At 26.3% G+C, this 14,971-nt stretch carries 16 protein-coding genes; all 16 read left to right on the top strand.

Annotated features, from left to right (window positions below; translation table 11 throughout):
- The first annotated feature begins 113 nt into the window (after window positions 1–113).
- The 16 genes from VJI95_RS02760 (at window position 114) to VJI95_RS02685 (ending at window position 14,966) form a co-directional block, all read left to right on the top strand.
- Window positions 114–614 carry a dihydrofolate reductase gene (locus VJI95_RS02760; RefSeq protein WP_323998896.1) on the top strand — a complete coding sequence of 167 codons (501 nt, stop codon included), beginning with the start codon at window positions 114–116 and terminating at the stop codon, window positions 612–614.
- Between the two features lie 3 nt (window positions 615–617).
- On the top strand, window positions 618–1,391 hold the full coding sequence (gene srtB / locus VJI95_RS02755) for a class B sortase (RefSeq protein ID WP_323998894.1): 774 nt from the start codon (window positions 618–620) through the stop codon (window positions 1,389–1,391).
- Window positions 1,392–1,507: 116 nt separating this feature from the next.
- Complete coding sequence (locus VJI95_RS02750) at window positions 1,508–2,485, top strand: glycosyltransferase family 2 protein (protein ID WP_323998893.1); 978 nt, start codon at window positions 1,508–1,510, stop codon at window positions 2,483–2,485.
- On the top strand, window positions 2,485–3,294 hold the full coding sequence (locus VJI95_RS02745) for a LicD family protein (protein ID WP_324010160.1): 810 nt from the start codon (window positions 2,485–2,487) through the stop codon (window positions 3,292–3,294). Before VJI95_RS02750 ends, VJI95_RS02745 begins: the two co-directional genes overlap by 1 nt.
- A 9-nt stretch (window positions 3,295–3,303) precedes the next feature.
- Window positions 3,304–4,116 carry a LicD family protein gene (locus VJI95_RS02740; protein ID WP_324010159.1) on the top strand — a complete coding sequence of 271 codons (813 nt, stop codon included), beginning with the start codon at window positions 3,304–3,306 and terminating at the stop codon, window positions 4,114–4,116.
- Between the two features lie 17 nt (window positions 4,117–4,133).
- Window positions 4,134–5,642 (top strand): oligosaccharide flippase family protein, encoded by a 1,509-nt coding sequence (locus VJI95_RS02735; protein WP_324010158.1) that lies wholly within the window; start codon window positions 4,134–4,136, stop codon window positions 5,640–5,642.
- A gap of 226 nt (window positions 5,643–5,868) precedes the next feature.
- Window positions 5,869–6,480, top strand: a complete 612-nt coding sequence (locus tag VJI95_RS02730; protein ID WP_324010157.1) for a hypothetical protein — start codon at window positions 5,869–5,871, stop codon at window positions 6,478–6,480.
- 15 nt (window positions 6,481–6,495) lie between these two features.
- Window positions 6,496–7,032: a hypothetical protein gene (locus VJI95_RS02725; protein ID WP_324010156.1), complete on the top strand. Its 537-nt coding sequence runs from the start codon at window positions 6,496–6,498 to the stop codon at window positions 7,030–7,032.
- Between the two features lie 143 nt (window positions 7,033–7,175).
- Window positions 7,176–8,966, top strand: a complete 1,791-nt coding sequence (locus tag VJI95_RS02720) for an NTP transferase domain-containing protein (protein ID WP_324010155.1) — start codon at window positions 7,176–7,178, stop codon at window positions 8,964–8,966.
- Complete coding sequence (locus VJI95_RS02715) at window positions 8,959–9,141, top strand: hypothetical protein (protein WP_324010154.1); 183 nt, start codon at window positions 8,959–8,961, stop codon at window positions 9,139–9,141. The genes VJI95_RS02720 and VJI95_RS02715 overlap by 8 nt, the downstream gene beginning before the upstream one ends.
- Window positions 9,141–10,130 carry a cytosine permease gene (locus VJI95_RS02710; protein WP_324010153.1) on the top strand — a complete coding sequence of 330 codons (990 nt, stop codon included), beginning with the start codon at window positions 9,141–9,143 and terminating at the stop codon, window positions 10,128–10,130. The genes VJI95_RS02715 and VJI95_RS02710 overlap by 1 nt, the downstream gene beginning before the upstream one ends.
- A gap of 26 nt (window positions 10,131–10,156) precedes the next feature.
- A complete protein-coding gene (locus VJI95_RS02705) occupies window positions 10,157–10,573 on the top strand; it encodes a cytosine permease (protein ID WP_324010152.1) in 417 nt (138 codons plus the stop codon).
- Between the two features lie 124 nt (window positions 10,574–10,697).
- Entirely contained in the window at window positions 10,698–11,543 is an 846-nt protein-coding gene (locus VJI95_RS02700; protein ID WP_324010151.1) for an energy-coupling factor transporter ATPase, read from the top strand.
- Window positions 11,543–12,397 carry an energy-coupling factor transporter ATPase gene (locus tag VJI95_RS02695; protein ID WP_324010150.1) on the top strand — a complete coding sequence of 285 codons (855 nt, stop codon included), beginning with the start codon at window positions 11,543–11,545 and terminating at the stop codon, window positions 12,395–12,397. The genes VJI95_RS02700 and VJI95_RS02695 overlap by 1 nt, the downstream gene beginning before the upstream one ends.
- Window positions 12,397–13,215, top strand: coding sequence for an energy-coupling factor transporter transmembrane component T family protein (locus VJI95_RS02690; protein WP_324010149.1), 819 nt, complete (start codon window positions 12,397–12,399; stop codon window positions 13,213–13,215). The genes VJI95_RS02695 and VJI95_RS02690 overlap by 1 nt, the downstream gene beginning before the upstream one ends.
- Before the next feature lie 17 nt (window positions 13,216–13,232).
- Window positions 13,233–14,966 carry an Rqc2 family fibronectin-binding protein gene (locus tag VJI95_RS02685; RefSeq protein WP_324010148.1) on the top strand — a complete coding sequence of 578 codons (1,734 nt, stop codon included), beginning with the start codon at window positions 13,233–13,235 and terminating at the stop codon, window positions 14,964–14,966.
- Window positions 14,967–14,971: the final 5 nt, after the last annotated feature.

Below are 14,971 nucleotides of genomic sequence, written 5' to 3'. Positions count from 1 at the left end.
ATAACAAAAATTAGATAAAAATATGGAATTGTGGTATAATGGTTACATTGCAACAACGGAAAAGATTTATCAAAAGGAGTTGCAATTTAATAAAAAATAAAAAGGATAAAAATATGGTTTTAGATAATTTATATTTAATAGTTGCAATTACTGAAAAAAGTAATGCAATAGGCAAAGATAATAATTTATTGTATTTTATAAAAGAAGATATGAATTTTTTTAAAGAAAAAACTTGTGGTAATTCTATAATATGTGGTAGAAAAACATTTGAAGGATTTAAAATAAAACCACTTCCAAAAAGAAATAATATTGTTTTAACAAATAGTGATTTCTCATTTAATGGGGTAAAAATATTTAAAAATATAGATGATTTAATTAGTTTTGTAAAAGAAAATCCAAAAGAAAAGTTTTTTGTTTGTGGAGGGATGAGTATTTATAAACAATTAATTGACTTTTGTTCGAGAATGTATATTACAAAATATGTAGAAAAAGAAATAATAGAAGCGGATAGTCATTTTCCAGAAATTGACGAAAATATTTGGAAAGTTAGTGAAAAGATTGATGGAAAAAACGATAATCCAAAATTAACATTTTATATTTATGAAAGGATTTAAGATATGCAAAGAGAAGATATAAGGATAAAAAAGGGGAGAAAAAGACGAAATAAAAGAAAAAAATGGTTTTGGAATATACTTTTTGTAATCTGTTTGGGAGTTTTTATTTATTCTGCAGGAAATCTAATCAAAGATTATTATGGTTCATACAAGGCAGGTAAAGATTTAAGTGTTCTAAGGGAAACTGCTTTTAATGGTGATAAAGATACTGAAAGAGTAGTAAATATAGAAGAATTAAAAAAGATTAATTCTGATGCTATTGGATGGCTTGAAATACCGGGAACGAATATAGATGAGCCTTTAGTTCAAGGAAAAGATAATGACTACTATCTTTGGAGAGATTTTAAGAAAAATAAATATCCCGTAACAGGAACACTATTTTTAGATATGTATAATAAAGCAGATTTTTCAGATAGAATCAGTTATATATTTGGGCATAATATTTGGGATAAGACAAAATTTTATGAATTAAAAAAGTTTGAAGATTCAAAATTTTTAGAAAGTCATAAGACATTTTATCTTTATACAGAAAAAGGAAAAATGGAGTATGAAGTATTGGGAATAGACCTTGTAGATCCTGATACGCCACTTTATGAGCTCAGTTCAAATAGAAATGAAGATGTAGAAGCAATGAAAAAAGAATTGAGTAAACATATTCCAAAGGCTGAAGTTGATAAAATTGATAAAAACACAAAACTTTTGATGCTTGTAACTTGTAAAACGCCTGATGACAATGCGGCGAGAAGAATTTTGTTTGCAAAATTAAAAGAGAAGTAATTTGTTAAGGAGATTTTTATCTCCTTTATTTATTGTGAAAAATTGTAAATTTTAATGATTTATAGTATAATTTGTATTGACATTAATATAATACGATTAGAAAATAAAGGAGACTTATGGACAAGATAAGTGTTATTGTACCTGTATATAATGTAGAAAAATATGTTAAAAAATGTTTGGAGTCAATTTCAAATCAAACATATAAAAATATAGAAATTATAATAGTAAATGACGGAGCAACTGATAATAGTGAAAAAATATGCAGAGAATTTGTGGGAAACGAGGATAGAGCAAAACTTTATACAAAAGAAAATGGTGGATTGTCAAGTGCAAGAAATCATGGAATGCAATTTGTAACTGGAAATTATGTGTTGTTTATAGATTCTGATGATTATATTTCAGAGGAAATGATTGAAGAACTTTATAATAATATAAAAGCTGAAAGTGCAGATGTTTCTGTATGTGGAGTTTATAATGTTTATTCAGATGGTCAATCTCCACAATGCAAGGAAGAAATTTATTTTAGTTGTGATAGGGATGGATTTTTAAAAGAATATTTTATTGGAGAAAAAATTCCAGGAACCATTTGTAATAAACTCATCTCCTATGAAATTGCAAGTAAGATTTCATTTCCTGTGGGTAAAATCTATGAAGACGCTTTTTATCAGTTTAAACTTGTAAAATATGCAAAAAAATATGTTGTAACAACAAAGCCATATTATTATTATTTTCATCGAGAAAATAGTATAACAACAAAGCCTTATACTATAAAAAATATGGACTGCATAGAAATTTATTCCAATTTTTATGACTATATAAAAAGAGAAATACCGTTTCTTTCTGAATTTGCTTTTTTTAGACTTTCCTATGCACATTTTATGGTTTTTGATAAAATGTTATTGAGTGAAAATTATAAAGAAATTAAAGAATATAGAGAAGTTTTAGGATTCTTAAAGAAAAACTTTTGGAAAATTTACAAAAATAAAAATTTTAGAAAAGGTAGAAGAATAGCTGTATTAATGTTAAAAATAAATATTAAATTATATAGATTTTTGCTTTTTAAGGATTTGAAGAGAAAGGGAGTAAATGCTTAATGGAAATAAAATATCTTTCTATAGATGAAATAAAATCTGTAGAGCTTGAAATTCTAAAATATATTCACAATTTTTGCATTGAAAATGATATAAAATATTTTATAAATTATGGAACTTTAATTGGGGCAGTAAGACATAAAGGATTTATTCCTTGGGATGATGATATAGATATTTGTATGCTTAGGAAAGACTATGAAAAGTTTATAGATTTATTTTCAAAAGATGATGGAATTTATAAGATTTTATCTTTAGAAACTAATGACAAATACTATAACAATTTTATTAAGGTTGTAAATTCAAAAACTAAAATTGAAGATGAAAGAAATTATAAAACTTATGATTCAGGAATTTTTGTTGATATTTTTCCAATGGACTTTTTTGATGATTTAAGTTTAGTTGAAAAAACATATAAATTTGAAAGTTTTAAGCTTCTATCTTTTTCAAAAAAAGAAAATATTCAATATGGGGACAGTAAGCTGAAAGATTTTATAAGATTGTTTTTATGGGCAATATTAAAGCCGGTTTCCCCAAGAATTTTTGCTAAGAAAATAAAAAAACTAGTAGATGTAAATGTTAAAGATAATGGAAAGTATTTGGGACTTGTTGGTTGCTCTAAGTGGAAATATGATGACGTTTTTGACTATAATCCTTTTGATGAATTAATAGAGTTAGAGTTTGAAGATTGTAAATTTTTTGCACCAAAAAAATATGATGAGATTTTAAAAAAATATTATGGAGATTATATGGAATTTCCACCTGTTGAAAAGAGGGTATATCCTCATGAAATTAAAGCTTATTATATAGATTAGGAGATTAAGATGAAAGAAAGGCTAACGGTCGATGAGCTTAAAAATTATGAATTAAATATTTTAAAGTTTATTGACTATGTTTGTAAAAAATATAACATAAAATACTTTGTAAGTTATGGAACATTACTTGGGGCAGTAAGACATAAGGGCTTTATTCCTTGGGATGATGATATTGATGTTGCAATGTATAGAGAAGATTATGAGAGATTTCAAAAAGCTGTAATTGAAGAAAATAATGAAAGATACACAATTTTATCAAAGGATAATAGTGATTGGTATTTTCAAAACTTTTTTGTAGTCATAGATAAACACACTCTGTTGGAAGATAGCGTAAAGCGAAATAGAAAAGATAGTAATATTTTTGTTGATATTTTTCCAATTGATAGATTCAATGATTTAAATTTTGTGAAAAAAGCACATTTGATGGTAACTTTAAAACATATTTGTTTCATAAAGAAAAAATATATAATTCATAAAGATAGTAGAATAAAAGATTTTTGCAGAGTTGTCTTTTGGCATTTGTTGGCGTTTGTAAATCCAAGATTTTTTACAAAAAAAATTGAAAAATTAGTTGAAAAATATGTTGATAAAAATGGAATTTATGAGGGTGCTATTGGGCTTGATAAAACTGGAATGAAGGAAGTTTTTGAAACAGGAACTTATGAAGAATTAATAGAATTGCCTTTTGAAGATATGATGGTACCTGCTCCTAAAAATTATGACAAGATTTTAACTCAATTTTATGGAGATTATATGAAAAAGCCTTCTGATGAGGAAATTGAATATAAATCACATCTTTTAGATGCTTATATAATAAAATAGGGAGAATAATTTTAGTTATGGCAAAAAATATAAAAGTAAATGCTTTAGCGAGTATTTTAGTTAGAGTTTTTAATATTTTATTCCCATTAATTACAGGTCCATACCTTGCCAGAATTTTGAGCAAGGAGGCTTATGGGGAATTTAATGCTGCAAATTCTATATTAAATTTGTTTATTCCATTTGCTGCATTTGGGATATATAGTTATGGGATTCGTTCAATAAGTAGAGTTAAAAATAATATAAAAGAAATAAGTAAGAATTTTACTGTTCTTTTTTCTATAAATGTAATTAGTTCTTTGAGTATTGGAATTTTATATATTGGATATATGCTTTTAAATGTAAATTCTAATATGTATATGTTATATCTCGCATTAAGTATTCAAATTTTTACTCAATTTGTAACAATAGAGTGGATGAATGAGGCTTTTGAAAATTACGGATTTATTCTCTTTAAGACATTATTTATCCGTGTACTTATGCTCGTTTCGATTTTTGCGTTTGTAAAAAAAGCTGATGATATAGTAAATTATGCTTTCATTTTATCTATTACAAATCTTATAAACTATTTAATTAGTTTTTATTATATAAAGAAAAAAGTAAAATTTGTAAAAGTCAAAATAAAAGATATTTTGATACATATAAAGCCTTTAATTGGAATGTTGCTTTTAGCTAATTCATATATGCTATATACTGCATTGGATAGAGCTGTACTTTCATTATTAGACGCAAAGATTTCAGTTTCCTACTATACCTTTGCTTTATCAATAGCTCAATTAATTACAAGTGTAGTTTATTCGATAATAGTTGTAAGTATTCCAAGACTTTCGTATTACTATGGAAATGGTGATGAGAAAAATTATACAGAATTGCTAAATCAAGTTGCCAAGACATTTTTATTCTTGGTAATTCCTATGGGGATTGGATTAAGTTGTGTTTCTGACGAAGTAATGCTTATATATGCAGGGGAAAAATATCTGGAAGCTGGTTTTATTTTAAAATTGTTTTCGCTTAGAATAGTTATGTGGGCATTGGATCAACTTCTTGCAAATCAGGTCTTATTTGTAAGGGGATATGAAAAAAATATAACCGCATTTTATTTTATAGGCGGATTTATGAACTTAATTTTAAATATAGTTTTATTCAAATTAAGAGTTATTCAAGCTGAATATTTTGTATATACTACTTTATTTTCAGAAATTGTAGTATTGATAATTCAAGTTTATTTTATAACTAAGAGAAATATTGTTTCTATAAATGGAATATTAAAATCTTATATTAAATATGTACTATGTTCCATTCCATTTTTTGCAATAACTTATGGAATAAATCATATTTTAAAATATTCACTGACATTGAATTTACAATTCTTTATAAGAGTTTTAGCTATAATTATATCATGCGTACTATACTATTTTATAATTATGTTAATTACAAAGGACAAAATTTTATTTGTTACAATTGATGGAATAAAAAGTAAATTAAGATCTATGAAGTATAAACTTAAAGCAAAAAAATATAATGGATAATCAAAAAGTTCTAAAAATTTTAAATTTTTAGAACTTTTTTAATGCATATAATTTTTAATTAAGGAATATAATATAACTAAAAAGTTTTTATTTAATATTGAAATTGTAAATTTTATATGATATAATAACTCTCGTATAATATATCAGGAAAATACTTTTATGAGATATAAAGTGGTTTGAAGTGGGAGAAATAAATAATTCTGTTTCGTATCCAAAGGGAGGAATAATGAATACATTTTTTAGTTTATATAATTTTTTTGCAATTAGCTTTCTAGCGAGAAGTAATGACTTAGATGAATTTGTTAAACAATTAAGAGGATGGATATTTTTAGTTTTCCCTCCTACATGGCCTTTTGTAATAGCTATATACTTTGTAATTTATTTTATAATATTATATATAGCTATTACTCATCTTGAAATATATAATCCTTCAAAAGTCCTTATGGAATCAGTATTTAAGGCAAGCTTTTTTGGAATTTTTTGTGATATGTTAATTATAATATATTTTTTAGGTTATGTAGTTTTAGCAAGAGTTATGTATTCTAAAGAAATTGAACCTTTTTTTGAAAAGTGGATGGGTCCTTTATATGTAGCAATATTGGGTGGATTAATTAATAATGTCTTCGTAATTTTAATAATATGTTTTCTAATTTTTTTGACAAGGCTATTAAACTATAAATTGAATGAGAGTTTTATTTTTAAAAAACTTGATATAGACGAAGAAAAAAAGAAAAAACTAGCATTATATTTGATACCTGTTACAAGCATTTATGTATTTTTCGTTCCTGTAGGGTGGTTTTTTAAATTAATAGATTTTTTTAGAAATACTTTTATGTAAATTTAAGGAGGGAAAATGAATTTACTTTTTAGTTTAAACTATATTTTTTTAATAAGTTTTTTACAAAAATTTTTTGGAGAATATGGTCTTACAATGCCAGTATGGTTTTTATGGTTGATTCCAATGTTTTGGTTTTTTATTATACCTATAACTTCTATATTTTATTTAATAGTAATGATAATAACAATGTTATGTTTAAAAATAGATAGACCTTTTAATATATTAAAAAAATCAATAGTAAAATTTTCTTTTTTTGGATTTTTAACTGATCTTTTCATTGTTCATTTTCTATATGTTTTATATTTATTGATTGAACTTGATGATAAATCAGGGATTACTTTGAAGTCTTTATATGGGAATATATTCGAGAATAAAGGTATGTTATTTGCAATGTGTTTGGCTATTTTAATTTCAAGATTTATAAATTATAAATTAAATAGAAAATATACCTTTTCAAAACTTGATATTGAAGAAGAAAACAAGAGGAAATTAGCATTAGTCTTAGCAATACTTACTGCACCATATATATTTTTCTTTTCAATAATACTTTAAATAATATTATTTTGTATAAATTATAAAAAATTAAATTAAAAATGTATAAAAAGTTCTAAAACATTAAATTTTTAGAACTTTTTTCTTGTTCATTTTTATATAGTGTGGTATAATTTGTGAACAAGATATTTAAGGAGGTATTTATGTTAACAATACAACAATTTGATATTTTAAATCTATTTTTTAAAAATCCAAATAAAAAATATACTCAAAGAGAAATTTCAGAAATTACAAAAATTTCTTTGGGAAAAGTTAATGAAATTTTAAAAAAATTAAAAAATAATGAATTTATAGATAAAGATTTCAAAATTACAGCTAAAGGATTTTCTACATTAGAGCCATATAAAGTTGATAATGCAATAATAATGGCAGCTGGAATGAGTTCAAGATTCGCTCCTCTTTGTTATGAAAGTCCAAAAGGTCTTTTAAATGTAAAAGGGGAAAAACTAATTGAAAGAGAAATTTTACAACTAAAAGAAGCGGGAATTGAAGATATTACTTTAGTTGTAGGTTATATGAAGGAAAAGATGTTTTATCTTGCAGAAAAATATGGAGTAGATATAGTCGTTAATGAAGATTATTACAGATTTAACAATACTTCATCTCTAATTTTGGTTACTGATAAATTAAAAAACACTTACATCTGTTCTTCAGATAATTATTTTCCAAATAATCCTTTTGAAAAATATGTTTACAGAGCATATTATTCAGCTGTTTATCAAGATGGAGAAAGCGATGAATATTTTGCAGAATGTGATAAAAAGGGAAGAATAAAAGGAATAACAATTGGGGGAAAAGACGATTGGATAATGCTGGGTCATGTTTTTTTTAACAGAGAATTCAGTAATAAGTTTGTGAAATTGTTGAAAGCTGAATATCATGAGCCGATAGTTCATGAAAATTTGTGGGAAACTTTTTATATGCGACATATAAAAGAATTGGATAATATGTATATTAGAAAATATGATGTAGAGGATATAAAAGAATTTGATTCTTTGGAGGAGTTAAGACTTTTTGACGAAAAATATGTTACTAACTCTGACTCTAAAATTTTCCAAAATATTTGCTCTGTTTTAAAATGTAATGAAGAGGAAATAAAGGATATTAAACCTATAAAAATGGGAATGACAAATACTTCTTTTAAATTCAGTTGTAAGGGAAAGTCCTATGTATATAGACATCCAGGTCCTGGAACTGAATTAATCATAAATAGAAAAAGTGAGTTTGACTCAATGAAAATTGCAAAAGAATTAGAGTTAGATGATACTTATATCTATATGGATAAGGATAGTGGTTGGAAAATTTCAAAATATATAGAAAATGTAAAAATTCTAGATTATGCCGATAAAAAGAGTGTAAAAAGAGCTATCTCTATGCTTAAAAAATTGCATACAAGTGGTAGAATAACGAAATTTAAATTCAATATTTTTGAGGAAATTGAGAATTTTAAAATCAAAATAAAAAATTCGCATAGAGATGATTTTGATGATATGAGTTTTATGAACGATAAAATCTATAGATTAAAGAATTTTTTAGACAAAGATGATATAAAAGAGTGCATTTGCCATTGCGACAGTTATAATTTGAATTTTTTATTGGACAACAGAGATAAAATGTATTTAATAGATTGGGAATATTCTGCAATGTCAGATCCTGCAGGAGATCTTGGCTGTTTTATTACTTGTTCAAAATATTCTTTTGATGAAGCAGTTGATATAATAAAAGAATATTTTAGTGGAAATCCTACAGCTAAAGAATTAAGACATTATATTGCCTATGTTGCAGTAAGTTCATTTTATTGGTTCTTATGGGCAATTAATCAAGAAATTCAAGGAAAGAGCATTGGGGAATATTTGTATATTTGGTATAATCATACTAAAGAATATGCTGACTATGCTTTGAAATTATATGAACGAGGAGATAGTGATGAATAATCTGTCTATTGAAAAAATTATTTATGAAGAAACAGAAAAAAGATTGGATATAATGTCTAAAGAAGATTATGAATTTCCTAAAAAAATCACGAAAATAGATTGGATTCTTATTTGTGGAATTGTAATAATTTCTATATTTTTAGTTATATTATGTATGATAGGAGTAATTGAATAATGAGTGGGAAATTAAATTATATTCAGCAGGAGACGGTAACAGGTGTTGTTCCTATGATGAATTCCGAAAGGAAGTATTCTTTCTTAGATTTGTTTTTAACCACAAGTGGTTTTGCAATAGCAACTTGGTGTTATACACAAGGAGCCTATGTTGCACAATTTTTAGGATTTAAACAGATGATTATAAATATTTTTTGTTTCAATCTAATATTTGTAATGATAGAATGTTTGCCTGTGTTATTTGCCGTGCGTTATGGAATAGATTTGTGGATATGGTTGAGAAGTGTTTTGGGAGAAAAAGGAGTTGCAATTTTATCAACAGTTATAAGTTTTGCAAACTTTGGTTGGTATGCAGTTGCAGCAAATCTCTTTGCTTCATCTATGATTAATCTTGCATTAAGTTTTGGAGTTGAATTAAATCCTATAATTTTCAAACCGTTACTTGGAACAGTATGTGTTGTGCTTGGAACTTTAATTGCACTTGGAGGGCCGGAGGTTATTAAGTGGACAAACAGGTTTTTAGTTATGACTTTGCTTGTGGTTGGAGTTATAATAGTTGCAATTTGTCTTTTTGCGGTTCCAATTTCTGATATTTTAAAAGTTAAACCTATCTTAGCTGAAGGAACTACAAAATTACAAAACTTTATGTTATCTGGAGAAGGAAATATTGCTTTTGCATTTTCTTGGTCAACACAGGCTCTAGTACTTCCTAGACTTGCAAAATCTGAAAAAAGTGGATATTGGGCAACAAGTTTATCCTATGGAGCTGTAGCATCATTTTTCGTAGCGACAGGAGGTGTTATGGCATTGGCAATGTTTGTAAGAACTGGTGTATATGAAAGTGATCCTACAAAAATGTTATCAACATTGGCAACTCCGGGATTTGCATTATTGAGTTTGCTTTTAGTTGCCTTTGCAAATATTGGAACACAGGGAACTGGTTCCTATGTTAATTGTATGATAATAAAGAGTGGTATGCGCCTAAATTAAGTTACAAAAAATTAGTAATTATAGCTATGATTTATGTTAGTGGATTGACTATTTGGGGTGGAGTTGAAGAATATTTTGGTTCATTTATTTCATTAGCGGCATATATTCAAGGTCCAATAATAGGGATGATTGTTGTAGATTATTTAATAGTTAGAAAAAGAATGTTATCTTTAAAATCTGCGTTTTTCATTAGAGGACATGATTCCTATAAATTTACAAATGGTTTTAACTTAGTAGGTCTTGGAATTGTAATAATAACTTTTGCATTAGCAATGTTATTTGTATATAATCCAATGACGGGAGCAATTAAAAGCAATCTGTTCTTAATTACAACAGGTAGTGGATTTACTGCAATTTTTGGAGGACTTTTATATTGGCTAGCAAGCTTAAGTCCATTAAAGTCATATATGTTAAAAGATAGAAATGATTTAGAAATAGTATAGAATATTTTAAAGGCAACTTTACGAAAGTTGTCTTTTTTTGTTTGATTTTTGGGTATTCAATACTTGTTATTATTGAAAAAAAGTATTGTTTATGTTATCATAAGTTGTTAGTAGGTGATAAATTTTGAATGAAAAAATAATTGATATAAAAGATTTAAGATATGAATATACTGGTGAGGATGATAAGAAGAGTACCGCTTTGGACGGAGTCAGTTTTTCTGTGAATAAGGGGGAATTGATTTCTATTTTGGGACATAATGGAAGTGGAAAATCTACTTTAGCAAAACTTTTAAATGCTCAGATTACTCCAACAGATGGAGAAATTGAAATTTTTGGGATTAATACAAAGGATGAAAATAGAATTTGGGATATTAGACAAAAATGTGCGATGGTTTTTCAAAATCCTGATAATCAACTTGTCGCGACAGTTGTAGAGGAAGATGTAGCTTTTGGTCCTGAAAATTTAGGAGTTCCTTCTGCTGAAATAAGAGAAAGAGTTGATGAAGCTTTAAAAATTGTTGAGATGGAAGAGTATAAAAAACATTCTCCACATATGCTTTCAGGTGGGCAAAAACAGAGAGTTGCGATAGCTGGAATTCTTTCAATGAAATCGGAAGTAATAATTTTTGATGAATCAACAGCAATGCTTGATCCTATTGGAAGAAAAGATATTATGGATACTATTTTGAAATTAAATAGAGAAGAAAATAAAACTATTTTATATATAACTCATTATATGGAAGAAGCTGTTCTTGCCGATAGAGTTATTGTTTTAAATGAGGGAAAGGTTGAGTTTGATGACAGCCCTAAAAAAGTTTTTTCAAACGTTGAAACTTTACGAGAATTAGGACTTTCTATTCCTCAGGTTACAGAACTTGCCTATCTTTTAAAGAATGAAGGAGTAGAAATTCCTTCCGATATTTTAACGAATGATGAAATGATAGAATTTTTGGAGAGAAAATTAAAATAATGGATATAAATTTTAAAAATGTAAGTTTTGTCTATGGAGAAAAAACTCCTTTTGAAAAACTTGCTTTAGACAATATAGATTTAACTATAAAAAACGGAGAATTTGTTGGTGTTATAGGGCATACAGGAAGTGGAAAATCAACATTGATTCAACATTTTAATGGAATTCTAAAGCCTACAAGTGGAGATGTTTTTATAGGAGATATGAACACTAAAGATAAGGAACTTGCTAAAAGCGGTTTAAGATATAAAATTGGATTAGTTTTTCAATATCCTGAATATCAACTTTTTGAAGAAACAATTGAAAAAGATATTGCTTTTGGACCTAAGAATATGGGACTTAGCGAAGAAGAAGTTACAGAGAGAGTAAAAGAAGCAATGGAGCTTGTAGGACTTGATTATGAAGCTAAAAAAGATAAATCTCCTTTTGAAATTTCTGGCGGGCAAAAAAGAAGGGTTGCAATAGCTGGAATTTTGGCTATGAAACCTGATATTTTGATTTTAGATGAACCTACGGCGGGACTTGACCCTAAGGGAAGAGATGAACTATTTTTTCAAATTAAAAGGCTTTATGAGAAGAATAATATTACAATAGTTTTGATTTCTCATAGCATGGAAGATGTTGCAAAACTAGTAAATAGGATTATTATAATGAAAAATGGACATATCCATTTAGACAAAAGTACAAAAGAAGCTTTTAGCGATGTAGATGATTTAAAGAAAGTCGGACTTAATGTTCCACAAATTACGGAACTTATGGATATTTTAAGAAAAAAAGGATATCATTTTAGCAAAAATATTCTAACAGTTGATGAAGCTTTTAACGAAATTAAAAGAGAATTGAGGAAAAATTAATGGTAAAAAATATATCAATAGGTAGATTTTTTCCAGGAGATAGTATTGTTCACAGACTAGATTCTAGACTTAAACTATATTTTATTTTTATGTTTATACTTTCCATATTTTTTATAAAAAGTTTTCTTGTTTTTATACCACTTGCAATTTTTTTATTTTCAATTATAAAAATCGCAAAATTACCGATTTTAATGGTTTTAAAGGGATTAAAAGGAATTTTTTATATTGTTTTATTTACGGTGATTTTGAATTTAATTTTAACACCGGGAGAGGTCTTATTTAGAATATGGATTATAAATATAACTAAAGAAGGAATTAAACTAAGTGCATTTATGAGTGTTAGGATAATTCTTTTAGTTATAGGTACAAGCCTTTTAACTCTTACAACAAGTCCAATTGTGCTTACTGATGCTTTGGAATATGTTATGAAACCTTTTGAAAAAATCAAGTTTCCTGCTCATTCTGTAGCTATGATGATGACAATAGCCCTAAGATTTATACCAACAATTTTAGATGAAATGGATAAAATTACTAAGGCTCAAACTGCAAGAGGTGCAGATTTTGAAACTGGAAGTATTATATCAAGAGCAAAAAGTTTGATTCCTTTGCTTGTTCCACTTTTTGTAAATGCTCTAAAACGTGCAGATGAATTAGCTGTTGCAATGGAAGCTAGATGTTATAGAGGGGGAGAAGGAAGAACTAGAATGAATGTTCTAAAATATTCAAGAACGGATTATATAGTTATGGCTTTCATAACAGTATTTTTTGGACTTGTAATAGCATCAAGATATTTCTTGAATATTTGGATTTTTAATTAGAAATAAAGGAAAGAAAAATGAGTTTTGATGGAATTTTTACAAAAGCGGTTGTTGATGAAATATATCCGCTTTTATTAAATGGAAAAATAAATAAAATAAATCAACCAGATAAAAATGAAATAAATATACAGATTTATAACAAGGAGAATTATAAATTATTACTTTCTTGTGCGAATAATCTTTCAAGAATTCATTTGAGTGAAAAAAGCAAAAAAAATCCGATAACTGCATATAATTTTTGTATGTTGTTAAGGAAACATTTAGTTGGAGGTACTATTAAAAATATATATCAACATAAAATGGATAGGGTTGTTTGCTTTGAAATTGAAAATTTAAATGAATTAAAAGAACTTAGTAAAAAACTTTTAATCATTGAAATTATGGGAAAACATTCAAATATAATTCTTGTTGATAAAGAGAGTAATAAAATTATTGATGCAATTAAGCATATAGACTCCAGACAAAGTAGTGTAAGGGAGGTTTTTCCAAATAAGGATTACTTTTTCGTAAAAGATGAAAAAGAGAATATTTTAGATGAAAATTATAAATTGCCTTCTGAAATATTAAAAAATTCTGAACAAATTTCAATGAAAAAGTTCTTTTATACAAATTATTTGGGCTTTTCTCCGATTATTTCCTATGAATTATTACATAATTCAAATGTTGATACGGATATAAACTCTGCAAATTTAAGTGTGGAAAATATACAAAGAATTGATGAAAATTTTGTAAAATTGGTTGAAAATATTAAAGATAAAAACTATTCTCCTATTTTTATTAAAGATGAGATGAATAACAATAAAGATTTTTATTGTTTTGATTTGGACTTATATGAAAAAAAAGAAAGGGTTGATAGTTTATCGAAATTAGTCGAAAGTTTTTATCATAACAATTCCTTAAGAGATAGGATTAATCAAAAGGCATCAGGATTTAAAAAGATTTTGACTACAAAATTAAATAGACTTACAAATAAGTATTTAGCAATGAATGATGAACTTTTGAATAACCAAAGTAAAGAAGATTTAAAGATTAATGCAGATTTGCTTTCTATAAATATCTATAAGATAGAAAAGGGAATGAAAAAAATCTCTGTAGAAAATATTTATGATAATATGAAGGAGATTGAAATTTCCCTTGATGAAAAGAAATCTCCAAGAGAAAATATTGAATCATATTATAAAAAATATAAAAAATTAAAAACTGCTGACGAAATAATAAAGGCTGAATTACCGAAAATTGAAGAAGAAATGAAGTATATAAAACAAATTTTGGAAACTATTGAAATTATAACAGAATTAAATGAGCTTTCTGAAATTGAAGAAGAACTTATTTCTTTGGGATATGTTAGAAAAAGTAAAAAAAATAAACAAAAACTTGAAAAGTCAAAACCTTATATTTTTGAAACTGACTCAGGAGCATTGATTTATGTTGGAAAGAATAATTTACAAAATGAAAATTTAACATTAAAATTTGCAAATAAAAATGATATATTTTTCCATGCGCAAGATGTTCCGGGAAGCCATGTAATCTTAAGAGGATCAAATCTAACAGAAGATGACTACAAAATCGCAGGATTTTTAGCCGGATATTACAGTTATTTTAAAAATGAAGGATATGCAAATGTAGATTACACAGAAAAAAAACATATTAGAAAAGCAAAGGGAACAGGACTTGGAATGGTCTATTACGATAATTACAAAACCCTATTTATTGACTTTAAAGATAAATTGTATGATAAATATAAAAAATGAACTTT

This window comes from Parvimonas sp. C2, assembly GCF_035282405.1.
GTDB lineage: Bacteria > Bacillota > Clostridia > Tissierellales > Peptoniphilaceae > Parvimonas.
This window is presented reverse-complemented; position numbering and strand designations above follow the sequence as displayed.